Origin of the sequence: Pseudomonas sp. 22082, assembly GCF_052046055.1 — a bacterium.
Classification (GTDB): Bacteria; Pseudomonadota; Gammaproteobacteria; order Pseudomonadales; family Pseudomonadaceae; genus Aquipseudomonas; species Aquipseudomonas pharyngis.
Genome location: NZ_JBQEQB010000016.1, coordinates 1 through 24,140, shown reverse-complemented (window position 1 = coordinate 24,140; position 24,140 = coordinate 1). Strand labels below are relative to the sequence as shown.

Sequence of the window (24,140 nt, the reverse complement as noted above, 5' to 3'; positions counted from 1 at the left end):
CGAGATTTGTAGGGTGTGAAAGATTTTTCGCGAGCAAGCCCGCTCCACAGGTTTAGCGCAGGGCCTGTGGGAGCGGGCTTGCTCGCGATTGGCGTCGGCACAGACGCTAAAAAAGCTACTGACTCAACTCCCGCACCTGCGCATGCGGCACCATTTTCAGGAACTCGGGCATGCTCATGTGCAGCAGGTTGTTGTGGTTGCCGGCTTCCAGGTAGATGTCTTTCTGCCGGGTCAGCAGCGGGTCGATGACCATGTCCAGGCCATAGGAATCGCCCAGTGGCGGTACGGCGCCGCGTTCGCAGTCGTCGAAAATGTGCGCCAGATTGCTTTCGCGGGTGATTTGCCATTCGCCGCTGCTGCGCACCTTGCTCAAGTCCAGGTGTCGGCTGGCGGGCAGCACCGCCATCAGGTAGTGCCCGTGACGGTCGTCCAGGATCACCGATTTGGCCACCCGTTCTGCGGCAATTCCGGAGACCCGCGCGGTTTCCAGGCTGCTGGACGAGTGCGGGTGGGTGACGATGTCATATTCGCATTGCGCCCGGTTGAGGCTGCTCTGCACTTTCTTGGCCATACGCATGATGCACCTCGGTGCCCGCCGACGCTGCGCGGCGGACGGTAATGAAACGCTGTGGCTGTCCTTGAAAGTCTAGTCCGGCGAGCCGTGAGCACCGGGAAATCCGCCCACTGGCGGGGCGGGAGAATTGATCAAAATTCATCCAGCCACAGCCTCAACTAGACTGTAAGAACACCCCCTGACTCTCGCGGAGGGTCACGTGAACATCCGTTGCTGTGCGTTTACCCTGTTGCTGCTGAGTGGATCGGTGGTTGCGGCAGACACCCCGTTTACCGCTGTCAGCCCGGTCGGTCTGTGGCTGATCACCCTGGGCATCGCGTTTCTGATCGCCGAAGCCGCGCTGCCCAACTACGGGGTGATCGGCCTCGGCGGCATCGTCATGTTTGTGATCGGCGCACTGATCCTGAGCAACGCCGAACTGCCGGTACCGATGATGATCGGCCTCGGCCTGGTCAGCGCCTTGTTGCTGATCGCGCTGCTGGTCCGCGCCCTGAAAACCCGACCGCGCCAACCGGTCAGCGGCGATGCCGGCCTGCTCGGCAGTGTCACGGCGGTGACGGTGGTGCAACCGGAAGACAGCCGCAACGGCTGGGTGCAATTACAAGGAGAACGCTGGCAGGTACTGAGCGCCACGCCGCTGCACACCGGGCAACCGGTGCGGGTGGTCGGACGCAAGGGCCTGTTGCTGCAAGTGGCCGCGACTGACGCGGCACCGCTCGGAGAGTGATCATGGGTCTGCAAATCGGTTTTGTCGCGCTGCTGCTGTTGCTGATCGCCCTGGCCGGCTCGACGTTCCGCATCCTGCGCGAATACGAACGCGGCGTGGTGTTCCAGCTCGGACGCTTCTGGCAGGTCAAAGGGCCGGGGCTGATCCTGCTGATTCCGGTGGTGCAGCAAATGGTCCGGGTCGATCTGCGCACCATCGTCCTCGACGTGCCGCCGCAGGACGTGATCACCCGCGACAACGTGTCGGTGAAGGTCAACGCGGTGCTGTACTTCCGCGTGCTCGATCCACAGAAAGCGATCATCCAGGTCGAAGACTTCCTCATGGCCACCAGCCAACTGGCCCAGACCACCCTGCGCGCGGTGCTCGGCAAACATGAGCTGGACGAACTGCTGGCCGAACGCGAACGCCTGAACATCGACATCCAGCAAGTGCTCGACGCCCAGACCGACGCCTGGGGCATCAAGGTCGCCAACGTCGAAATCAAGCACGTCGACCTCAACGAGTCGATGGTGCGCGCCATCGCCAAACAGGCCGAAGCCGAGCGGGAACGGCGCGCCAAGGTGATCCACGCCGAAGGCGAATTGCAGGCCTCGGAAAAACTCATGCAGGCCGCCGAAATGCTCGGTCGCCAGCCCGGCGCCATGCAACTGCGCTACATGCAGACCTTGAGTTCGATTGCCGGGGACAAGAGCTCGACCATCGTCTTTCCGTTGCCGATCGAACTGCTCAAGGGCATGGCAGATTTGTCAGGTAAATCCTGAGGCAAAAGCTCGCAGTCGGCAGCGGCGTCTATAGAGGTGCGGCTTTAGTCGAGTGGTGGCTGGGGGATGAACAGGCGTGCGTTGGCGCCGCCGGCATGGATTTCGGCGCCGGGCTGCCAGGTGGCGGGTAAGGGTGAGAATTCTTCCGCAGCGCCGAACGTCCCGACCAGCCAGACCCGTCCATGCCCCGGCAATTGTGCGAGGCTGTCCAGATAGACCTCGCGGCTCACCAGTGTGCCGAAGCCGTACTCATTCGGTTGTGTCGAACGGCCGTCTGCTGTCGGCGGAGTAAAGAGGCGCACCTGCGCACCGCTGCGGTCGTAATAGACGTAGCTCAAGTACCAGAGCATGTCGCTGGTGACGATACGATCGCCCGGCAGGAAATGCTGATTGACGTAATTCACCACGCGATCGAACTGATCATCGCTGTCGACGGTGGCGTTGTTGTTCACGCCGAGCAGTTCCACGCCGATCAGAGAGACCAACACCGCCAAAGCGAGCAACCGTGCGTGGCTGTACAAACGGTCAACGGCCAACGCCGCCAGCATCGGCAACCCCAGGGCGTACGCCGTCAAATAGCGCTCGACAAAGACCGGCGTGATGAACGACACCGCAAATACCAGCAGCAGCGGCAGTCCGGTGTACAGCGCCAACAGCATACTGCCGCGCGACACGCTGCGGTCGCGCATCACCGCGACAGCCGCCAGTGCCAGCAATGCCAGGGGCAACGCTGCGAACGTCAGCAGCGGTAACGTATCGCCATCGTCCTGAATCAACCACGACCAGATCATCGACGGCAGCGAACTCAAGGTGACGGCCGGCTCCCAGCCGACATCGCCGCCGGCCCTGAGCTGTTCCATGTGCTGCATCAAGTCGAGCAGATTGGGCAGCCAGGGCAGGTACAGCACGACGATGGCCAGGTTCGCCAGCCACCAGTTCCAGCGCTGGATATGGCGGAATCGATAACCGCGCTGTACGCGGATCGCGATCAGGTAGAGCCAGTGACACAAAACCGCGAGAACGGCGAAGTAGTGGGTGTAGAAGGCCGCGCTCATCAACAACGCGTAAATCACGAGATAGCGGTTTCGCTGGGGGCGCCTGATCCAGTAAACCAGCGCCAGGCTCGCGGCGAGCAACAGTCCTCCGAGCAACGCGTACATGCGCACTTCCTGGCTGTAGCGCACCGCTGTCGGCAGCAGCGCCAGCAACAGACCGGCGATGAAGGCGGCCCGGCGTGTGGCCAGGCGATCCACCAGCCAGACGCCCAACCCGACCGCCGCGATGCCGGCCAGCGCACTCAGGCAGCGGATCGCGAAGATGCCGTCACCGAACAGCTCGATCCAGCCATGCAGCAGTATGAAGTACAGCGGCGGATGCACATCGAAGGCCGCGTGCTTCCAGATTTCGCTCAACGGATAGCGCGCCAACAGCAGACTGGACCCTTCATCGCCCCAGATCGCCGCCGCCGTCAGGTCATAAAAACGCACGAACGCCGCCAGCGCGAGGATCGGCCACAGCCAATGATGTTTTACCCAGCGCACCCAGCGCAGACTGCCGAACCAGGAGCCGGGTGCGGCAAAGGGATCTTGCGTGTCGCCCATTGGCGTGACTCTGTTAACCGCCATTGTTTCCTCTTGCCGCGCCGTTGCGCCACGAGAGTATGACGCGCCAACCTGCTCATCACTTTAGGTCAGCCACAGCAGAATCGTCGACGCCGGCTGGCGCTTTCGCGACATCCGGCAACACGGCGGTCCGGTTCTCGTCTGGGTACACCGACTCCCATCCCCCACCCAGCGCCCGGTACAGCCCGACCATCGCCAGTGAAACGCCGGTGGAGCTTTCCACCCATTGTTCCTGGGTGGCGAGCAGTGCGCCTTGCACGGTGAGGACGTTGACGAAGTCGACCACGCCTTCGACGTATTGCTGTTGCGCAGTGCGCAGGGCGATCTGGTTCTGGCGCACGGCTTCGGCGAGGCTGTCGCGGCGGCGCTGGCTGGCGTTGTAGGCGGTCAGTTGGTCGTCGATTTCGTGCCAGGCGCGCAGGACGGTCTGTTGATAACCGATCGCCGCTTCCTGCTGCTGGGCTTCGCGCAGTTGCAGCATGCCGCGCAAGCGGCCGCCGTCGAACAGCGGCAGGCTGAACTGCGGGCCGATGCCGAAGGCGCGAGAGCCCCAGGAACCGAAATCGCTGAGTTGCATGGCTTGCGAGCCGAGGTTGCCGGACAGGGTGATGCGCGGATAGAAATCGCCCTTGGCCACGCCGATGTTGGCGGTGGCGGCATGCAACCGGGCTTCGGCCTGGCGAATGTCCGGGCGGCGTTCGGCCAGTTGCGACGGCAGGCCGATGGCGACGGTCAATGGCGACTGCGGCACCGGCGCGTCTGTGGATAACTCTTGAGCCAAGGCCTGTGGCGGTTCGCCCATCAACAGGCTGATGGCGTTGATCAGTTGCGCCTGACGTTGCTCCAGCGCCGGCAGGCGCGATTCGATGGCCGCCACTTGCGCGGCGGCTTCGGCGACGTCGAGATCGGTGGCCACGCCATCGTTAAGGCGCAGTTGCGAGAGCTTCAGGCTGTGCCGCGCCACGTCGAGGTTCTGCTCGGTGACCGCGCGGGTGTTCTGCACACCACGCAGCTGGATGTAGTTTTGCGCGGTGTCCGCGAGCACCGCCAGCAGCACACCGCGACGGTCGTTTTCCGCGACTTCGAGATTGGCATCGGCCGCTTCGGTTTCCCGGCGCACACGGCCCCAGAAGTCCAGCTCCCAGGAGGCGGAGAAACCGGCATCCCACAGGTTGAAGGCAGAATCGCCGTTGTGCCCGGACGGGTCGTTCAGGCCTTCGCCGCTGTTGCGTTTGCGGGCGTAGCTGCCGGTGGCGGCGGTCGTCGGATAGCGGTCGGCGCTGATCACCTGACGGGCAGCGCGGCTTTGTTGCAGGCGGCTGCTGGCCAGTTGCAGATCGAGGTTGCTGCGCAAGGCGCGCTGAGTCAGGGCCGAGAGCTGCGCGTCGTGAAAGACTTCCCACCAGCGCTCGTTCAACGGTTCGCTGACGGCCTGGCTGGGGGCACTTTTTGACGGTTTGGCCCACTCGGCAATCCGGGTGGTTTCGGGTTTCTGGAAGTCCGGGCCGACGGTGCACGCCGCCAACGCCGACAGACTCAGGACAACCGTCATGGACTGAAAGCGCTTCATCGCTGCGTCACCTCACGCACCGAGGTGGCCGAGCTTTCGGTGTCGATGCTCGCCTCCACCGACATCCCCACCCGCAGCCGTTCGGCCAGCGGCTGGCCCGGATCCAGCAGGACCTTCACCGGAATCCGCTGCACAACTTTGGTGAAGTTGCCGGTGGCGTTGTCCGGTTTGACCGCCGCGAAGGTCACGCCGGTAGCCGGGGCGATGCTCTCGACACGGCCGGTGAGGGCTTCGCCGCCGAGGCTGTCGACCCGCACGACCACGTCCTGCCCCGGCTGCACGTCGGTGAGCTGGGTTTCCTGGAAGTTGGCGACCACATAGGCCTGTTTCAGCGGCACCACCGCCAGCAGTTTGCTGCCCGGCGTCACATAGGCGCCGACCCGTACGGCGCGCTCGCCGATCATGCCGTCCTGGGGCGCGGTGATGCGCGTGTAGGACAGCTCGAAACTGGCGATTTCCAGCGCGGCCTGAGCGTGCTTCAAACTGCCTTCGGCGGCATCGCGCTGCGCCGTCAGAATCTCGACCTGCTTACGTTCCGCCGCCAGTTTCGCGGTGGCCGTGTCCAGCCGCGCAGAAGCCTGATCAATCCGGGTGCGCGCCTGCTGCGCGTTCTGCACGGTGCCGGCACCGACGCCGGCCAAGTGGTTGTAACGGTTCAATTCCTGCTGGGCGAAAGCCATTTCAGCCTTGGCCGAGACCACCGACGCCTGCGCCTGAGCGATCACCGAAGTTTGGCGCTCCAGCGTGGCCTTGGCGTTCTGCAATTGAGCGCGGGCCACCAGGGTTTGCGCATCGGCGGCTTCGGCGGCGGCGCGCAGGTCGCGGTCATCGATCAGCGCCAGCAATTGCCCGGCCTTGACCTGCTGGTTGTCTTCCACCAGCACCTCTTTGATGAATCCGGCCACACGCGGCACCACCAGGGTGAAGTCGGCAGAGACGAACGCATCGTTGGTGTTCTGCTGGGTGCGTTTGCCGAACAGGCCGGGCATCGCCAGATACACCAGCACACCAACCGCCAGCGCAGCGGCTACGGTCACCGCGAGTTTTTGCTTTGCTTGAGTCGTCATAAAAACCTTCTGTTCCAGTCAGGTCGGCGCGCGCGGCGGAAAGATCCGCGTCGGCAGCCAGAAAATCAGCAGGATCAGCGCCACCGCGACGCCGGCCATGCACAGATAAAGATCCGAGGAAGTCAGCACCACCGCCTGTTCGTGCAGACGATGGGCGAGGCCGGGGTCATTGCTGGCGGCCAGCGGTGAGTTGCCGAGGCGATCGACCAGCATCGTCGAATGAAAATGCAGGCGCGAAGTGGTCAGTGCTTCGATCACGCCGGTGGCGACCACCGCCGCCAAGCCTTTCACGGTGTTGAACCAGGCCGAGGCGAACGGCCCGTCCTGGGGCTGGATGCTGCCGGTCGACAACATCAACAACGGCAGCACCGCCATCGGCTGGCCGAAAATCTGCAGCCATTGCAGGACGTAGAAATCGTCGCGAATCCATTCCGAGGTCAGTTGCGAGCCGCCCAGGCACGACAGGGTCAACATGCTCAAACCGACGCCGAGCACCCAGCGGCAATCGACCCAGCGCAGGTTGCACAGCGCCGCCACCAGCGGCAGCGCGATCAACTGCGGCAACGCCGCGATCAGCATGATCGGCGCGGTCTGTACCGGCCGGTAACCCTGCACCTGAGCCAGATAACTCGATGGAATCAGCACCACCGCCAGCAGCACCACCAGCACGCCGGCCAATGTCATCAGCGCGAACGACAGGTTGCGGATGCCGAGCATCTGCAACTTGAAAAACGGGATTGGCTGCGACCATTCATTGATCAGAAACGCCACCAGCAACAGCGAACCGGCGCCGAGCAAAGCGCAGATCAGGTTGGATTCGAACCAGTCCAGGCGATTGCCCTGCAACAGGCCGATCACCAGCATGCAGATCGCCGGAAAGCCCAGCAGCAGGCCTTTCCAGTTGAACGACTTGAGGCGCTCCAGACGCAGCGGATCCTGTGGAATGCCCCACGCAACCATCGCCATGGCAATCAGGCACGGCACGATGATTTGCCAGAACGTCCATTGCCAGCCGACGTATTCGGTCCACAACCCCGCCAGCGGCGTACCGAGACCGGGGCCGAAGGTGGCGGTCAGGGCGTAACCGGCGAGGCCGTAAAGCTTGATGTTGGCCGGCAAGAATCGCAGCGCAACGGTCATCAGCATCGGCGGCAACGCGCCGCCAGCCAGGCCTTGCAGGATGCGCATCAGCAACAGGCTTTCGTAGTTCGGGGCGAGCGGACAGAGCACCCCGAGCAGGGTGAACACGCCGATGGCGCACAGGGTGAAGCGACGCAGGGAAAAGATCACCGAGCACCACGGCGCGAATGCCATGGCCGCCACCGAGGTCGCGGTGTAACCGGCGACCAGCCAGGTGCCTTCGTCGTAGCCGATGCTCAGGGCGCCGCGAATGTCGGCCAGGGCGACCTTGGTCACCATCTCGTTGAGACCCGACACCAGCACCGCCAGCAGCACGCCGACCAGACCGATGATGATCCGCGCCCCGAACACCGGTGGCGCGGCTGCCATCGGAGCGGTTGCGGCGATCGGCGCCGTGACCGTCAGGGATGTCATGCAAGCAAACTCCGGAGGGAAAAATACCGGAGCATGTTAGTGGGGCTTAGTGCTGACGAAAATTGACTTATTGGCAGCTTATAAGTGCGCCAGACGCAATCGTCAGGGCTGTGCCGCCAGCCAGGTTTCGTCGCAGCAGGTCTTGAGGGTTTCACGCAGCCAGCGGTGGGCCGGATCCTTGTCGAAACGCGGGTGCCAGGCCTGGGTCAGCATCAGGGTCGGCAACGGGACCGGCAGATTGAACGAGCGCAGCTTCAAGCCCAGCCGCCGCACGCTGAGCAGCGCTTCCTTGGGCACCGGCAAAATCAGGTCGGAGTCCGGCAGGGCGAACATCGCCGCGTGGAAACTCGGCGCAATCACTGCCACCCGCCGCTCCAGCCCCAGGGCATTCAAAGCGGTGTCGATAGGCCCACGGGCGATGCCCCGGCGGGACATGCTGATGTGGGAAAAACCGGCGTAACGTTCGGCCGTGATCTCGCCATCCAGCAGCGGATGATCCTCGCGCACCAGACCGACAAAGTGCGTGGAAAACAGGTTCTGCACTTTGACTTCCGGCGTCACCGGGCGGGTGTTGCTCACGCTCAGATCGATCCGCCCTTCGCGCAGGGCTTCATCGTCACCGTCACCTTCGGGCACGAAGCGCAGCTCACAGTGCGGCGCCAGTTGATCGAGGGTGTCGAACAGCTTGCCGCCGTACACGCCGACGAAAAAATCGTTGGCGCGAATGCTGAAGCGCCGGCGCAACGTCCCCAGTTCCACCGCATCGGCCGAGCGAAACAGCAACGCCGCCTGCTCGACCACATCGCGCACCTGCTCGCGCAGTTCCAGGGCCTTGGGCGTCGGCACCAGACCGCGACCGGCGCGCACCAGAATCGGATCGCCAATGGCTTCGCGGATCCGCGTCAGCGTGCGGCTCATGGCCGCCGGGCTGAGGTTCATCCGCCGCGCGGCGCCGACCACGCTGCCCTCGTCGAGCAAAGCGTCGAGAGCAACCAACAGGTTCATGTCCGGGAGTTGCATGCTGAGCACTCGTGACCGATCAGGATTGATCTGGATGCAATGCTAGCAAACATACTTGAAATCGGTGGCGCATGAACCGACGTCTTCGCGAGCAAGCCCGCTCCCACAGGGGAAATGCATTTCNGAGCGGGCTTGCTCGCGAAAGGGCCAGCCGCTTCCGCACACCTCTCAGCGCTGCATCCCCCAGCGCTTCACCGTCACCCGCTCCAGCGTGTCGAACACCAGGTTCTCCACCAGCAAACCGATGAGGATCACCACCGCCAGACCGGCGAATACTTTGTCGGTGTACAACTCATTGCGGTTCTGGAAGATGTACCAGCCCAAACCACCCTTACCGCTGGTGGCACCGAACACCAGCTCGGCGGCGATCAGGGTACGCCAGGCGAAGGCCCAGCCGATTTTCAGTCCGGCGAGGATTGATGGCAGCGCCGCCGGAATCAGGATGAACAGCACGAAGCGCATGCCCTTCAAGCCGTAGTTGCGCCCGGCCATGCGCAGGGTTTCCGAGACGCCGAGAAACCCGGCGTAAGTGTTCAGCGCCAGCGCCCACAGCACCGAATGCACCAGCACGAAAATCAGGCTGTTCTGGCCCAGCCCGAACCACAGCAACGCCAGCGGCAACAGGGCAATCGCCGGCAGCGGGTTGAACATCGAGGTCAGGGTGCTGAGCAAGTCCCGACCAACCTGGGTCGAAACCGCCAGCGTGGTCAGGGCGAAGGCCAGGACAATGCCGATCAGGTAACCCTTGATCAGCACCACCAGCGAGATCCACACCTTGCCCAGCAGTTCGCCGCTGAGCAGACCGTCATACAGCGCGTGACTGGTCTGCAAAAAGCTCGGCAGCAGCAGGTCGTTGTTCTGCACCCGGGCCACAACCTCCCAGAGCACGGCGAGCAAAATCAGGATCACGCTTTTGCGCAGCCAGCCCTGTTGCCACAGGCGCTGGCCCAGCGGCAGCTCGCGCTCCACCGGGACGCTGGTCAGCGGTTGCAGATCGTTTTCGAATTCTTGACGTACGGATGATGAATGGCTCATCGGGCAATCCTCCAGGCGGCTCAATAAGCGATGCGGATATCGGTGAAATCCAGTTCGCGCTCGGTTTCCGGCGACTGGCCTTCATCGAACAGCAACCGGTGAATGCGCCGCGCCGATTCCTGAAACGCTACACCGCCGAGGCTGTGCAAATCGTATTGATGACTGTGCACTTCCGCCCTCACCCGGCCCGGATGCGGCGACAACAGCAGGATCCGATTGCCCACCACCAGCGCTTCTTCAATCGAGTGGGTGACGAACAGCAAGGTGAACCGCACCTCCTCCCAGAGCAGCAGCAATTCCTCCTGCATCTTGCGCCGTGTCAGGGCATCCAGCGCGGCGAACGGCTCGTCCATCAGCAGGATTTTCGGCTGCATCGCCAGCGCCCGGGCAATCGCAACCCGCGCTTTCATGCCGCCGGACAAGGTGTGCGGGTAGGCATCGGCGAACGCCGCCAGACCGACTTTCTCCAGGTAATGCAGCGCACGCTCTTCAGCTTCCTTTTTCTTCAGCGTGCGCGAAGCCAGCAGCGGAAACATCACGTTCTGTTTGACGGTTTTCCACGGTGGCAGTTGATCGAACTCCTGAAACACCACGATCCGGTCCGGTCCCGGCGCGTCGACCCGCTGGCCCTGCAGACGGATCTCGCCCTCGCACGGTGCAATGAACCCGGCGACGGCTTTGAGCAAGGTGGATTTACCGCAGCCGGAAGGACCGAGCAGCACGAAGCGATCCTGTTGATCGACTTCGAAACTGACCTGATGGGTGGCCCGCACGACGCGTTGCGGCGTGCGGTATTCGAGGCTGACCTGATCGACCGCCAAAAGCGCTTGCGCAGTGGCGATCGGGTTGCTGGCCGCGTGGCCTTGCAAAGGGGCGTTCATGTCGATCAGCTCCCCTGCAACGGTTTGGCGTCTTGGAAGAAGTAGTCCTTCCACGATTCGGGTTTGTTCTTGATCGCGCCGACGCGGTAGAGGAATTCGGCGAGCGGGTAGGTGTTTTTCGGCGTGACGCTGAATTCAAACTGCGGGTTGTCGATGATTTTCAGCAACGCTGCGCGGTCGATCTTGGCCTTGGTCACGCGGATGTAAGTGTCCGCCGCCGCGCCTTTATCGTTCTGCGCAAACTGTGCGGCTTCGGTCAGCGCTTCGACGAATGCCTTGTAGGTTTTTGGGTTCTCGTTGCGGAATTTCTCGGTGGCGAACAGCACGGTCGGCGAGTTCGGGCCGAGCACGTCATAGGAATTAAGCACGACGTGGACGTTCGGATTCTCCAGCGCCTGATCCTGGAACGGCGGGTTGGAGAAATGCCCGGTCAGTTCGGTGCCGCCGGCGATCAATGCAGCAGTGGCGTCCGGGTGCGGAACGGCGATGGTGTATTTGTCGAGGCGATTGAATTCCTTGTCGCCCCACTGTTTGGCCGCCGCGTATTGCAGGAAACGCGACTGCACGGAAACGCCCACCGCCGGCACCGCGATGCGGTCCTTCTCGGTGAAGTCGGCGATGGTTTTGACCTTGGGATTGTTGCTCACCAGGTAGTACGGGAAGTTGCCCAGCGAGGCCACGGCTTTGACGTTCTGCTTGCCGTGGGTGCGATCCCAGATCGTCAGCAACGGCCCGACACCGGCGCCGGCAATGTCGATGGAGCCGGAGAGCAAGGCATCGTTGACCGCCGCGCCGCCGGACAGCTGGGTCCAGTCGACCTTGATGTCGAGGCCTTCCTGCTTGCCGTACTTCTCGATCAGTCCCTGATCGCGCACCACGTTGAGCAACAGATAAACAATGCCGAACTGCTCGGCGATGCGGATTTCACCTTCGGCGTGGGCCACAGTCGGCGCCACCAGGCTACCGGCGATCAGGCTGAAACCGAGGCCGATGGCCGCTGCCAGCGGCGCGAATGGAAGACGTTTGGACATGATCGGATCTCCGGCAAATCAGAAAGGCGCGTCGCCCTGAATGGTGGTGCGATACAACTTGCGGCGCAGGTGCGCAGGGCAACCGGCGGCAAGGTGGATCAGCGAGCGGTTGTCCCAGAACACCAGATCGTGGGGTTGCCATTGATGGCGGTAGATGTTCTGCGGCAGCACGCTGTGGGCGTAGAGCTCGTCGAGCAGTTGTTTGCTCTCGTCCTCCGGCAGACCGACGATGCGGGTAGTGAAGCCTTCGCTGACGAACAACGCCTTGCGGCCGTTTTCCGGATGGGTGCGGACCACCGGGTGCACGACCTCGGCGACCTGGGCCAGTTGCTCCGGGGTCAGGGTCGGGCGCCAGTTGCCTTCGAATTTGGTTTCGCTGTAACGCGCGGTGTAGGAATGCGCAGCCGAGCGGCCTTCAACGGCTTTGCGCAGCGCGTCTGGCAGGCTGTCCCAGGCTTTGTGCATGTCGGCGAACAGGGTGTCGCCGCCTTCGGACGGCAGTTCCTGGGCATGCAGCATCGAGCCGAGGCTCGGCAGCTCTTTATAGGAAAGGTCCGAGTGCCAGAATTTGCCGGCGTCGCCGAGGCCGATGTTCTGGCCGTTTTCGACGATGTTGGAAACGATGAGGATTTCCGGGTGATTGGCCAGCAGGAACTGCTTGAGCACGTGGATCTGCAACACGCCAAAGCGGCGGCTGAAGTCGATCTGTTGTTGCGGGGTGATGCGCTGGTCGCGGAACACCACAACGTGGTGATCGAGGTGCGCGCGGTGGATGCGGGCGAAGTCTTCATCGTTGACCGGACGGGTCAGATCGAGGCCGATGATCTCGGCGCCGACGGCACCGCTGAACGGGCGGACTTCGAAGGTTTGCGGCGCGGCAGTCGCGGCGCTTGGGGTAGCAGTAGCTGCGGACATCAATCAATCTCCCACGCACGGCGCGCTCGATGGCGCGCGCGTCGATCAGAAACTCACGCTGGATTGCGTGTTGGTTCGTGTCGTGCGGCGCGCCGATTGGTCGGCAGGTACGCAGGAGGCTGACTTTATAGCTATAAGAAGCGGAATTTAAATACTGTTAACGAATAACGATATGGCGAATGCTTAGGAATGGACTGGATGGTGAGTGACCATTTGTGTCACTTCTGGACGGAATGTGTTGTTCCGACAGACGCCTTCGTCGGATCGCCGCCCGGAGCAAGCCCGCTCCCACACTCGATCGCGTGTCTCTGGAAAAACGCAGTCGAGTGTGGGAGCGGGCTTGCTCGCGAAGAGGCCTGAAAGGCCAATAAAGATCTAGCGTTCGTGCAACGCCTCGGCCCGCGCCCGGATGATCGGCTTGAGCAGATAGCTCAGCACGGTCTTCTTGCCGGTGATGATGTCCACCGACGCCACCATCCCCGGGATGATCAGCAACGGCTTCTCGTCAGTGCCGAGATGGCTGCGCTCGGTGCGCAGCTTGATGACGTAGTAGGTGGTTTTCTTGTCTTCGTCGGTGATGGTGTCGGCGCCGATCTGCTCAAGCTTCGCCTTCAGACCGCCGTAGATGGTGTAGTCATACGCGGTGAATTTCACCGTGGCCTCCTGGCCCGGATGCAGGAACGCGATGTCCTGCGGGCGGATCTTCGCTTCGACCAGCAGGGTGTCGTCCAGCGGCACGATTTCCAGCAGGTCGCTGCCCGGCTGGATCACGCCACCGATGGTGTTGACCAGCATCTTGTTGACGATACCCCGCACCGGCGAGGTGACGAGCGTCCGGCTGACCCGGTCTTCCAGCGCCTTGCCGGTGGCCTGGGCCTTGTTCAGGTCGGTACGCGCTTCGTTGAGCTGAGTCAGGGCTTCGCTGCGGAATTTGCCGCGGGTCTCATCGATCTTGCGCTGCACTTCCTTGATCGCCGATTCGGCGCGCGGGATCGCCAGGGTGGTGGCGTCGAGCTGACCACGGGTTTCCACTTCGGCACGCTTGAGTCGCAGCACTTCCACCGGCGATACCGCGCCCTGGGCCACCAGCGGCTCGGACATGTTGATTTCCTGGCGTTGCAGGCCCAGTTGCTGGCGATATTGCGCCTGCTTCGAGGTGAACTCGCGCAGCTCTTGCTGGCGCTGGATCAACTGCTCCTGCAGGCCACCGACCTCGTCGTGCAGTTGCTGGCGACGGCTGATGTACAACGACTCTTCGCTCTTGGCCTGACCCGGCACGGCTTTGAGCACGTCCTCGGGGAAATTCAGCGGCCGGTCATCGACCTCGGCGCTCAGGCGCTCGACCCGCAGCAGCATCGACAGGCGATCCGCTTCGGTTTCACCGACGTTGGAGGCGAATCGCGTGTCATCCAGGCGTACCAGCGGTGCGCCGGCCTCGACGATCTGGCCTTCCTTGACGAACAGCTCGGAGACGATACCGCCCTCGAGGTTCTGGATTTTCTGGATCTTCGACGAGGGAATCGCCTTGCCGTCGCCCTTGGTCACTTCGTCGATGACGGCGAAGTTGGCCCACAGCATCAGGAACACGAAGAAACCGATGATCGCCCAGATCGTCAGCCGCACCACGCGCGGCGCGTCCTCGATCAAGGCCTTGTTGACCTCTGGCAGCGGCTGGCCCTGCAGCGATGCCGAGCCCTTGAAGTAGCGGCGGATCGAATCCTTGAAACCCGACTTAAGCAACACTGATCTGCCCCTTCTTCAACGCTTCCATGACGGCCGCTTTCGGGCCGTCGGCGAGGATCTGCCCACGGTCGACCACCAGCAGGCGATCGACCAGCGACAGCAGCGATGCCCGGTGCGTTACCAGCACCACGGTCTTGTTTTCCACCACCGCCGCGAGGCGTTGCTTGAGGCGTTCTTCGCCGGTGTTGTCCATCGCGCTGGTCGGTTCGTCGAGCAACAGGATCGGCGGATTGAGCAACAGCGCCCGGGCCAGCGCGACATTCTGGCGCTGACCGCCGGACAGGTTCTGCCCGCGCTCGCCGACTTGCAGTTCATAACCCTGCGGGTGCAGTCGGGCGAATTCGTGGACGCCGGCCAGTTCAGCGGCCTGCAAGACAAGTTCGTCTTCGACGTAACGAGCGCCGGAAATCAAGTTGTCGCGCAAGGTGCCGGCCAGCAGCTGGATGTCCTGCGGCACGTAGCCGATGTTGTAGCGCAGCTCGCTGACGTCGATCTGGCGGATGTCGACGCCGTCCACCAGCAACGCACCGTCGTCCGGCTGATAGAGGCCGACCAGCAGTTTCGCCAGTGAGCTCTTGCCGGAACCGCTGCGGCCGATGATGCCGATCTTCTCGCCGGGACGGATCACCAGGTTGATGTTCTTCAGCGCCGGGTTCTGTTGTTCCGGGTAGGTGAAGCTGAGCTGGCGGCATTCGATCGCGCCTTGCAGCACCTTGCGGCTCAGCGGGCGCTCTTCGAAATTGCGCTCTTGCGGCAGCTCCATCATCTGGTCGACCGAAGTCATGGTCACCCGCGCCTGCTGGTAGCGGGTCAGCAGACCGGACAGCGACGCCAGCGGGCTGAGGGCGCGGCCACTGAGCATGTAGCAGGCGATCAGGCCGCCCATGCTCAGGTTGCCGGAGATGATCTGGTACACGCCGAAGACGATCATGATCACCCCGGCCAGTTGCTGGATCAGCAGGGTGATGTTCATCGCCAGACCGGAGAGCATTTTCACCCGCAGCTCAAGACGGCTGAGGGTGCCGATGGTTTGCTCCCACTGATATTGGCGTTCGCTTTCGGCGTTGTTGACCTTCACCGCGTCGAGGCCGGCGAGGGTTTCGATCAGGCTCGACTGACGCTCGGCGCCGAGGGCCATGGTGCGCTCCATGGTTGCCACCAGCGGCTTCTGCAAGGCGTAGCCGATCAGCAGCGCAATCGGGAAGGCTAGCACCGGAATCCACACCAGATGCCCGCCGAGAATCGCGATGACGATGAAGATCAGGATGGTGAACGGCAGGTCGATCAGGCTGGTCAGGGTCAGCGAGGCGAGGAAATCGCGCAGGCTCTGGAATTCGTGGATGTTCTGGGCAAAGCTGCCGACCCGCGCCGGGCGGTATTTCATGGCCATGCCGACGATGCGTTCGAACAGCGTGGCGGAGATGATCAGGTCGGTTTTCTTGCCGGCCAGATCCAGGCACAGGCTGCGCAGGCTCTTGAGGATCAGGTCGAACAGATAGGCGCCGGTGATGCCCAGCGCGAGGACCCACAGGGTCGCTTCGGCCTGGTTCGGCACCACGCGGTCGTAGACGTTCATCACGAACAGCGGCGCGGCCATGGCGATGATGTTGATCAGGAAACTGGCGGCGATGGCGTCGGCGTACAGCCAGCGCGAACGCTTGAGGGTGTCGCGAAACCACGAGCGTGCACGCGGGATCAGCGTGCCGTGGTTGACGTCGAATTTGTGCTGGGGCTGGGCGAAGAACACTTTGCCGGTGTAGTCGTCGGCCAGCAGCTCGCGGCTGACCAGGGACTCGCCGCCGTCGCTTTCGCTGAGCAGCACCCGTGCGTCGTTCTCACCCTGCCAGCCGAGCAGGACGGCACTGCGGCCATCTTTGAGCAGCAACAGCGCCGGCATGGCAATCGCCGGAATCTCTTCCAGCTTGCGTTGCAGCACCCGCCCTTGCAGCCCGGCGCGCGCCGCTGCACGGGGCAGCAGCTCGACACTCAGGCGTTGTTTGGGCAGCGGCAGGCCGGTGGTCAGCATCGCCGCGCTGGCGGGTTTCTGGTGGAGCATGCAAAGAGCGAGCAGACCATCCAGTAACGGATCGTCGTGCAACGCGCGTGGATCATGACTGAGATGAACTCGACTGACTTCTGATTCCACGCTCGACACTCTTTAGCAGTTGAAAAGGGACAACTCAATTCATCCCAGGCAGCTGGACCTTGGGCTTCACGTCGTTCTGCACAACGGATGCCAAGGGTGCGACCACTCCCTGGCTCTTGAGCAATTCGCCCATGGTCGCCTTGATTCGATACTGAGTAAATAACTGAATGTTTTTGATTTCAGCCAGACGGCGCGAAGCGGTGAACAGCTCGTTTTCACTGTCGAGCAAATCCAGCAGGGTCCGTTCGCCGAGGCTGAACTGGCGCTGATAAGCAGTGCGCACCGAGGTGCTGTGATCAACGTACTGCTGAGCGATCGGCACCTGGGCGTTGGCGTTGTTCAGGGCGTTCCAGGCCAGCCCCAGCTCTTCATTCAATTGGCGCAAGGCGTTGTTGCGGATGTCCAGCGCCTGGTTCGACAGGTAGGACTTGGACTCCAGATCCGCCTTGTTGCTGCCGCCCGAATACAGGTTGAAGCGCATGCGCAACATGGCCTGCCATTCGTTATTGTGACCGTTCTGGCCGTCGAGGTCGTTGTCGGCAGTGCGGCCCAGCTCGGCGTCGAAGCGCGGGTAGAAGGTCGACTTGGCAGTCTCGTATTGCTTCTCGGCCGCGGCGATATCGGACTCGGCCGAACGCAGGATCGGGCTGTTTTCCAGCATCTGCTGGCGCGCTTCATTCAGGTTGGCCGGCATCATCGCCATGAACGGCGCCGGACGCTCCAGCTGATCGGGCATCTGGCCGACGGCGCTGAGGAAGTTGGTTTCCGAGTCGGCGAGGTTGGTCTGCTCGGTGATCAGGTTGTTGCGGGCCTGGGCCATCCGCGCTTCGGCCTGATCGAGGTCGGCACCGCTGCCGACGCCGCGCTGGGTGCGCAGCTGGATCTGGTCGTAGATACGTTGGTGGCTTTTTAGGTTTTCTTCGGCCAGACGCACGAATTCGCGACGGGTCAGCACATCCAGATAAACCTGGGCCACGGTCAGCGCGGTGCGTTCGGAAGTGCCGAGCAGGGAATACGCGCGGGAGTTGACGGTGGCTTGTTGACGCCCGACTTCGCTGGACGTCGCAAAACCGTCAAAAACCATTTGCGAGAGACGTAAACTTGACTCGCTGCGGTTCAGGGTTTCCCAGTGATTGCCGCCACCATTGGCGCGGGTGGTCACGCTGTCGGTGCCTTCACGACCATAACCGCCCAGCAGATCGACCTTGGGCAGGTATCCACCTTTTGCAGCCTTTAATTGATAATCCGCGGCCAGCCGACTGTTGACCCCTGCCTGGATTTCCGGATGGACATCCAGCGCCTGCTGCATGGCTTCTGGTAAGGATTGTGCTTGTACGAAAGAGGCGGCGAGAGCGAAGGGTAGAGCCTTGAACAGGTGCGAACGCATGGTAAAGATTTCCCAGAACTTCTTGTCTTGAATCACAGCAAATTGGTGAGCTGCGTCGGAAGATGGCAACCGGAATGACCGTATGTCGGAAAGTTTAAAACCGGAACTGGATCACACGCTGAAGGGCAGGTCGCCGCATAAATATCAATGTGACATTACTGGGACGATTGTTTAGGATGGCACCCAGAAGGTCAATAGTTTGGCATAAAGTTAATAGCGAAAGAATCTAGCCAAAATATTGACGAACAGCAGCGTCAACTTTGCTTCATCTTTTTTTAAAAGTACGTCCAGACTGAATCGGCGCAGACAGCCATCAGGTCTATGGAAGTCAACTGAACGTGACACCCGGAGAGTCTTCAATGAGCAGTGTTGTTGCCATCGTCAAAAGCATTGTCGGTCAGGTTTTCGTGGTGTCCCCAGAGGGCGTCCGTCGCGTACTCGTTGAAGGCGACCGGCTGTTTGCCGGCGATCAGGTCGACACCGGCGTTTCCGGCGCCGTGTCCCTGGAACTGGCCGATGGCCGCACGATCGATCTGGGCCGTGACACTCAGTGGAGCGCCGATACCCCGGACTCCAGCACCGACCTGGCCGAAGCCACCGCGCAAGCCGCGCCGTCGGTAGAAGAGCTGCAACAAGCCATCGCCGCCGGTGTCGACCCGACTACCGCCCTTGACGCCACCGCTGCCGGCCCGAGCGCCGCAGGGACTGGCGGTGCCGCCGGCGGCGGTCACAGCTTCGTGATGCTCGATGCGACCGCCGGCCGCGTCGACCCCACCATCGGTTTCCCGACTGCGGGCATCAACGCTGCCGGCCAGGCCGCGCAGAACATCACCGGCGGCCAGACCACCGACACCAACGCCAATGCCCTGCGCGAATCGACCCTGAGCCTCAGCGCCACGCCGAGCATCACCGAAGCCGGCGGCGTGCTGGTGTACACCGCAACGCTGACCCAGGCGCCGCTGACCGACCTGACCATAACCCTGTCCAACGGTGCGGTGATCGTGATTCCGGCCGGTTCCACCACCGGCACCGTCAACGTGCCCCTGGCGCCGAACGACACTGTTTATAACGACCCGACCCAGATCGACGTGACCGTCACCGGCACCACCGGCGGCAACGGCATCACGGTGACCCCGCCGACCACCCCGGCCACGACCCAGGTCACCGACACCATCGACACCACCGCCGTGACCCTGACGGCGGGCCCGAGCGTGACCGAAGGCGGTCAGATCACCTACACCGCGACCCTGACCAACCCGGCGCAGACGCCGGTGACCGTGACCCTGTCGAACGGCTCGACCATCACTATCGGCGCCGGCCAGACCACCGGCACCGTCAACGTGCCGACCGCACCGAATGACGTCTATAACAACGGCAGCACCGTCACCACCACCATCACCGGTGCCACGGGCGGCAACTTCGAAAACCTGGTGCCGAACCCGACACCGGCCGTTACCACGATCGTCGATTCGGTCGACACCACCAATCTGACTCTGACCGCCACCGGCACCGTGGTCGAAGGTGGCCAGATCACCTACACCGCGACCCTGACCAACCCGGCGCAAACGCCGGTGACCGTCACCCTGTCGAACGGTTCGACCATCACCATCGGCGCCGGCCAGACCACCGGCAGCGTCAACGTGCCGACCGCACCGAATGACGTCTACAACAACGGCGGCACCGTCAGCACCACGATTACCGGCGCTACCGGCGGCAATTTCGAGAATCTGGTGCCGAACACGACGCCAGCGACCACTACCGTCACCGACTCCATCGACACCACCAACCTGTCGCTGAGCGCCACCGGTTCCGTGGCGGAAGGCGGTTCGATCGTCTACACCGCAACCCTGACCAATCCGGCCGGCACCCCGGTGACCGTGACGTTGAGCAACGGCTCCGTCATCACCATCGAAGCGGGTAAAACCACTGGCACCGTGACCGTTCCGGCGCCTGCCGATGACGTCTACAAAGACGCGGGCAAGGTCGAAGTGACCATCAAGGACGCCACCGGCGGCAACTTCGAGAACCTGGTGCCAAGCACTGTTCCCGCTGTCACCGAAGTGACTGACACCATCGACACGTCGACGGTCAAACTGACGGCTGATACTTCGGTTGCAGAAGGCGGCACCGTTACCTATACCGCCACGGTTGGCGCACCAGTCACCGGTTCGCCGGTGACTGTCACTTTGGCCAACGGTCAGACCATCACCATCGAAGTGGGCAAAACCACCGGCACCGTGACCACCACCGCGCCGAACGACGCATTGGCTGGCAACGCACCGCTGACCAACTCGATCACCGGCGTTTCCGGCGGCAATTACGAAAATCTGGTAGCCGACAAGACCCCGGTTTCGACCACGGTTACCGACGTTGCCGACACCACCAACCTGACCCTGAGCGCCACCGGTACTGTCGCCGAGGGCGGTTCGATTGTTTACACCGCGACCCTGACCAATCCTGCGGGCACCCCGGTGACCGTGACGTTGAGCAACGGCTCCGTCATCACCATCGAAGCGGGTAAAACCACCGGCACCGTGACCGTTCCGGCGCCTGCCGATGACGTCTATAAAGACGCCGGCAAAGTCGAAGTCACCATCAAGGACGCCAGCGGCGGCAACTTCGAGAACCTGGTGCCAAGCACCGTTCCGGCCGTCACCGACGTGACCGATACCGTCGACACCACCACCGTCAAACTGACCGCGACCGAATCGGCGGCCGAGGGCGGTACCGTTACTTACACCGCGACAGTTGGAGCGCCCGTAACTGGCTCGCCGGTCACCGTGACCCTGGCCAACGGCCAAAGCATCACGATTGAAGTGGGCAAGACCACCGGCACCGTGACCACCACAGCACCGAACGACGCATTGGCCGGCAACGCACCGCTGACCAACGCGATCACCGGCGTGAGCGGCGGCAACTACGAGAATCTGGTCGCCGACAAGACTCCGGTTTCGACCACCGTCACTGACACCGTCGACACCACCAACCTGACCCTGAGCGCCACCGATTCCGTGGCCGAGGGCGGCTCGATCATCTACACCGCGACGCTGACCAATCCGGCCGGCACGCCGGTGACCGTGACCTTGAGCAACGGCGCGGTCATCACCATCGAAGCCGGCAAGACCACCGGCACCGTGACCGTTCCAGCGCCTGCCGATGACGTCTACAAGGATGCCGGCAAAGTCGAAGCGACCATTACCGGCGCAACCGGCGGCAACTTCGAAAACCTGGTGCCAAGCACTGTGCCGGCCGTGACCCAGGTCACCGACACCATCGACACTTCGACCGTCAAACTGACCGCGACCGAGTCGGCGGCGGAAGGCGGAACCGTTACTTACACCGCGACGGTGGGCGCCCCGGTAACCGGCTCGCCTGTGGTTGTGACCCTGGCCAACGGTCAGGCGATCACCATCGAAGTCGGCAAAACCACCGGCACCGTGACTACCACGGCGCCGAACGACGTACTGGCCGGCCATGCACCGCTGACCAACTCGATCACCGGTGTGAGCGGCGGCAACTACGAAAACCTCGTGGCCGACAAAACACCGGTCAGCACCACCATCACCGACACCGTCGACACCACCACCGTATCGCTGACCGCCACCGGCAACGTCAACGAGGGCGGGCAGATCGTCTACACCGCGACCCTGACCAATCCGGCCGGCACCCCGGTGACCGTGACGTTGAGCAACGGCTCCGTCATCACCATCGAAGCCGGCAAAACCACCGGCACCGTGACCGTTCCAGCCCCGGCCGATGACGTCTATAAAGACGCCGGCAAAGTCGAAGTGACCATCAAGGACACTTCCGGCGGCAATTTCGAAAACCTGGTGGCCAACCCGACGCCAGCGGTGACCAACGTCGCCGACACCATCAACACCACGCACCTGACCCTCAGCGCCGAAAGCTATGTGCTCGAAGGCACGTCGATCACTTACACCGCAACGCTGACCAACGCCGCGCAGACGCCGGTGACCGTCAACCTGAGCAACGGCCAGACCATCGTTATCGAAGCCGGCAAGACCAGCGGTTCGGTGACCATCCCGGCGCCGAGCGATGACGTCTACAAGGATGTCAGCAAGCTCACCGTGACCATGACCGATGCCAGCGGTGGCAACTTCGAGAAGCTCGACGTCAGCAAGACGCCAGTCAGCACCACGGTCAACGACACCATCGACAAGACCACGCTGACCCTGAGCGCCAGCGACACCGTCAGCGAAGGTGGCCAGATCACCTACACCGCGACCCTGAGCAACCCGGCCGGCACCGCCATGACCGTGACCTTGGCCAACGGCGCGGTCATCAACATCGCCGCCGGTGCCACCAGCGGTTCGGTGAATTTCCCTGCGCCGGCCAACACGCCTTACATCGATGGCGGCAAGGTGCAGACCGCGATTGCCAGCCACAGCGGCGGCAACTTCGAACAGGTCGATGCCAACCGTACGGCTGTGGTGACCAAGGTTACCGACACCGTCGACACCACCAATATCAGCCTGAGCGCCACCGGTTCGGTCGCCGAGGGCGGTTCGATCATCTACACCGCGACCCTGACCAACCCGGCCGGCACGGCCATGACCGTGACCCTGAGCAACGGCGCGGTGATCAACATCGCCAAAGGCGCGAGCACCGGTACCATCACCGTCGCCGCACCGGGCGACGACGTGTACAAGGACGCCGGCAAAGTCGACGCCAGCATTACCAAGACCAGCGGCGGCAACTTTGAAAACCTGGTGGTCGACAAGACCCCGGCGGTGACCGACATCACCGACACCATCGATACCAGCACCGTTTCCCTGAGCGCCACGGCCAGCACCGTTGAAGGCGGCGTGGTGGTTTACACCGCCTCCGTCACCGCACCGGTGACCGGCTCGCCGGTGGTCGTGACCCTGTCCAACGGCCAGACCATCACCATCCCGGTCGGCGCCAGCAGCGCCAGCGTCAACTACACCGCACCGAACGATGCACTGGCCGGCGGCAACACGCTGAGCGTGAAGATCGACGGCACCAGCGGCGGCAATTACGAAAACCTGGTCGCCGACAAGACGCCGGCCGTGACGTCAGTCACCGACACCGTCGACACCACCAATCTGACCTTGAGCGCTACAGGTTCCGTGGCTGAAGGTGGTTCGATCGTTTACACCGCCACGCTGACCAATCCGGCTGGCACGCCAGTGACCGTGACCCTGAGCAACGGTTCGGTGATCACCATCGAAGCGGGTAAAACCACCGGCACCGTGACCGTTCCGGCGCCTGCCGATGACGTTTACAAAGACGCCGGCAAAGTCGAAGTGACCATCAAGGATGCGTCCGGCGGCAACTTCGAGAATCTGGTTCCGAGCACCGTTCCGGCCGTCACTGAAGTGACTGACACCATCGATACGTCGACCGTGAAGCTGAGCGCCGATACGTCGGTGGCCGAGGGCGGCACCGTCACCTACACCGCCACTGTTGGCGCTCCGGTGACTGGTTCGCCGGTCACCGTGACCCTGGCCAACGGTCAGTCGATCACCATCGAAGTCGGCAAGACCACCGGCACCATCACCACCACCGCGCCGAACGATGCGTTGAACGGTCACACCCCGCTGAGCAATTCGATTACTGGCGTGTCTGGAGGTAACTACGAAAATCTGGTGGCCGACAAGACCCCGGTTTCGACCACCGTCACCGACACCGTCGACACGACCAACCTGACCCTCAGCGCGACAGGTTCCGTGGCCGAAGGCGGCTCAATCGTTTACACCGCAACGCTGACCAACCCGGCCGGCACCCCAGTCACCGTGACACTGAGCAACGGCGCTGTTATCACCATCGAGGCCGGTAAATCCACCGGCACCGTGACCGTCGATGCGCCGAAAGACGACGTCTACAAAGACGCCGGCAAAGTCGAAGTGACCATCAAGGATGCAACCGGTGGCAACTTCGAAAACCTGGTGCCGAGCACTGTTCCGGCCGTTACCGAAGTCACTGACACCATCGACACCACCACGGTCAAACTGACTGCGACCGAGTCGGCGGCTGAAGGTGGCACTGTCACTTACACCGCCACCGTTGGCGCGCCTGTGACCGGTTCGCCTGTGACCGTGACTCTGGCCAATGGTCAGTCGATC

Annotated in this window: 16 protein-coding genes; 3 read left to right on the top strand and 13 right to left on the bottom strand. The window is 62.7% G+C overall.

What is annotated here, in order from left to right:
* Positions 1–115: 115 nt before the first annotated feature.
* Positions 116–577, bottom strand: a complete 462-nt coding sequence (locus ACTJK9_RS18705; protein ID WP_007957669.1) for an aminoacyl-tRNA deacylase — start codon at positions 575–577, stop codon at positions 116–118.
* A gap of 196 nt (positions 578–773) precedes the next feature.
* On the opposite strand from ACTJK9_RS18705, the gene ACTJK9_RS18700 reads away from it, so the two are divergent.
* Together ACTJK9_RS18700 and ACTJK9_RS18695 are read left to right on the top strand one after the other, a co-directional pair.
* The gene (locus ACTJK9_RS18700; protein WP_440815351.1) at positions 774–1,301 is read left to right on the top strand and encodes an NfeD family protein; all 528 of its coding nucleotides are present in this window, start codon (positions 774–776) and stop codon (positions 1,299–1,301) included.
* 2 nt (positions 1,302–1,303) lie between these two features.
* Positions 1,304–2,062 carry a slipin family protein gene (locus ACTJK9_RS18695; RefSeq protein WP_039773021.1) on the top strand — a complete coding sequence of 253 codons (759 nt, stop codon included), beginning with the start codon at positions 1,304–1,306 and terminating at the stop codon, positions 2,060–2,062.
* A 44-nt stretch (positions 2,063–2,106) separates the two neighbouring features.
* On the opposite strand, the gene ACTJK9_RS18690 is transcribed toward ACTJK9_RS18695, so the two are convergent.
* The 12 genes from ACTJK9_RS18690 to ACTJK9_RS18635 all read right to left on the bottom strand — a co-directional run bounded on the left by ACTJK9_RS18690 (position 2,107) and on the right by ACTJK9_RS18635 (position 18,033).
* The gene (locus ACTJK9_RS18690; RefSeq protein ID WP_085613327.1) at positions 2,107–3,687 is read right to left on the bottom strand and encodes a glycosyltransferase family 39 protein; all 1,581 of its coding nucleotides are present in this window, start codon (positions 3,685–3,687) and stop codon (positions 2,107–2,109) included.
* Between the two features lie 55 nt (positions 3,688–3,742).
* Entirely contained in the window at positions 3,743–5,254 is a 1,512-nt protein-coding gene (locus ACTJK9_RS18685) for an efflux transporter outer membrane subunit (RefSeq protein ID WP_260329025.1), read from the bottom strand.
* Positions 5,251–6,321, bottom strand: coding sequence for an HlyD family secretion protein (locus ACTJK9_RS18680; RefSeq protein ID WP_440815347.1), 1,071 nt, complete (start codon positions 6,319–6,321; stop codon positions 5,251–5,253). Before ACTJK9_RS18680 ends, ACTJK9_RS18685 begins: the two co-directional genes overlap by 4 nt.
* Before the next feature lie 18 nt (positions 6,322–6,339).
* Entirely contained in the window at positions 6,340–7,875 is a 1,536-nt protein-coding gene (locus tag ACTJK9_RS18675) for an MFS transporter (protein ID WP_440815345.1), read from the bottom strand.
* 102 nt (positions 7,876–7,977) lie between these two features.
* A complete protein-coding gene (locus ACTJK9_RS18670) occupies positions 7,978–8,895 on the bottom strand; it encodes a LysR family transcriptional regulator (RefSeq protein WP_039773030.1) in 918 nt (305 codons plus the stop codon).
* 168 nt (positions 8,896–9,063) lie between these two features.
* Positions 9,064–9,930, bottom strand: coding sequence for an ABC transporter permease (locus ACTJK9_RS18665; protein WP_011331855.1), 867 nt, complete (start codon positions 9,928–9,930; stop codon positions 9,064–9,066).
* A gap of 20 nt (positions 9,931–9,950) precedes the next feature.
* Complete coding sequence (locus ACTJK9_RS18660) at positions 9,951–10,811, bottom strand: ABC transporter ATP-binding protein (RefSeq protein ID WP_007957720.1); 861 nt, start codon at positions 10,809–10,811, stop codon at positions 9,951–9,953.
* A 5-nt stretch (positions 10,812–10,816) separates the two neighbouring features.
* The gene (locus tag ACTJK9_RS18655; protein WP_007957722.1) at positions 10,817–11,842 is read right to left on the bottom strand and encodes an ABC transporter substrate-binding protein; all 1,026 of its coding nucleotides are present in this window, start codon (positions 11,840–11,842) and stop codon (positions 10,817–10,819) included.
* Between the two features lie 18 nt (positions 11,843–11,860).
* On the bottom strand, positions 11,861–12,757 hold the full coding sequence (locus ACTJK9_RS18650) for a TauD/TfdA dioxygenase family protein (RefSeq protein ID WP_039773033.1): 897 nt from the start codon (positions 12,755–12,757) through the stop codon (positions 11,861–11,863).
* Between the two features lie 375 nt (positions 12,758–13,132).
* On the bottom strand, positions 13,133–14,500 hold the full coding sequence (locus tag ACTJK9_RS18645) for an HlyD family type I secretion periplasmic adaptor subunit (RefSeq protein WP_011331851.1): 1,368 nt from the start codon (positions 14,498–14,500) through the stop codon (positions 13,133–13,135).
* Positions 14,490–16,646, bottom strand: a complete 2,157-nt coding sequence (locus ACTJK9_RS18640; protein ID WP_440815339.1) for a type I secretion system permease/ATPase — start codon at positions 16,644–16,646, stop codon at positions 14,490–14,492. The genes ACTJK9_RS18645 and ACTJK9_RS18640 overlap by 11 nt, the downstream gene beginning before the upstream one ends.
* A 34-nt stretch (positions 16,647–16,680) precedes the next feature.
* On the bottom strand, positions 16,681–18,033 hold the full coding sequence (locus ACTJK9_RS18635; RefSeq protein WP_011331849.1) for a TolC family outer membrane protein: 1,353 nt from the start codon (positions 18,031–18,033) through the stop codon (positions 16,681–16,683).
* Positions 18,034–18,392: 359 nt separating this feature from the next.
* Between ACTJK9_RS18635 and ACTJK9_RS18630 the strand changes: the two genes are divergently transcribed.
* On the top strand, positions 18,393–24,140 hold a 5,748-nt coding region (locus ACTJK9_RS18630), incomplete at its 3' end, for a retention module-containing protein (RefSeq protein ID WP_440815336.1).

Coding starts and splice junctions, on each gene's coding strand:
- ACTJK9_RS18660 (WP_007957720.1), bottom strand. CDS start 10,811: ATGAACGCCCCTTTGCAAGGCCACGCGGCCAGCAACCCGATCGCCACT.
- ACTJK9_RS18680 (WP_440815347.1), bottom strand. CDS start 6,321: ATGACGACTCAAGCAAAGCAAAAACTCGCGGTGACCGTAGCCGCTGCG.
- ACTJK9_RS18705 (WP_007957669.1), bottom strand. CDS start 577: ATGCGTATGGCCAAGAAAGTGCAGAGCAGCCTCAACCGGGCGCAATGC.
- ACTJK9_RS18655 (WP_007957722.1), bottom strand. CDS start 11,842: ATGTCCAAACGTCTTCCATTCGCGCCGCTGGCAGCGGCCATCGGCCTC.
- ACTJK9_RS18665 (WP_011331855.1), bottom strand. CDS start 9,930: ATGAGCCATTCATCATCCGTACGTCAAGAATTCGAAAACGATCTGCAA.
- ACTJK9_RS18695 (WP_039773021.1), top strand. CDS start 1,304: ATGGGTCTGCAAATCGGTTTTGTCGCGCTGCTGCTGTTGCTGATCGCC.
- ACTJK9_RS18650 (WP_039773033.1), bottom strand. CDS start 12,757: ATGTCCGCAGCTACTGCTACCCCAAGCGCCGCGACTGCCGCGCCGCAA.
- ACTJK9_RS18690 (WP_085613327.1), bottom strand. CDS start 3,687: ATGGCGGTTAACAGAGTCACGCCAATGGGCGACACGCAAGATCCCTTT.
- ACTJK9_RS18670 (WP_039773030.1), bottom strand. CDS start 8,895: ATGCAACTCCCGGACATGAACCTGTTGGTTGCTCTCGACGCTTTGCTC.
- ACTJK9_RS18685 (WP_260329025.1), bottom strand. CDS start 5,254: ATGAAGCGCTTTCAGTCCATGACGGTTGTCCTGAGTCTGTCGGCGTTG.
- ACTJK9_RS18635 (WP_011331849.1), bottom strand. CDS start 18,033: ATGCGTTCGCACCTGTTCAAGGCTCTACCCTTCGCTCTCGCCGCCTCT.
- ACTJK9_RS18675 (WP_440815345.1), bottom strand. CDS start 7,875: ATGACATCCCTGACGGTCACGGCGCCGATCGCCGCAACCGCTCCGATG.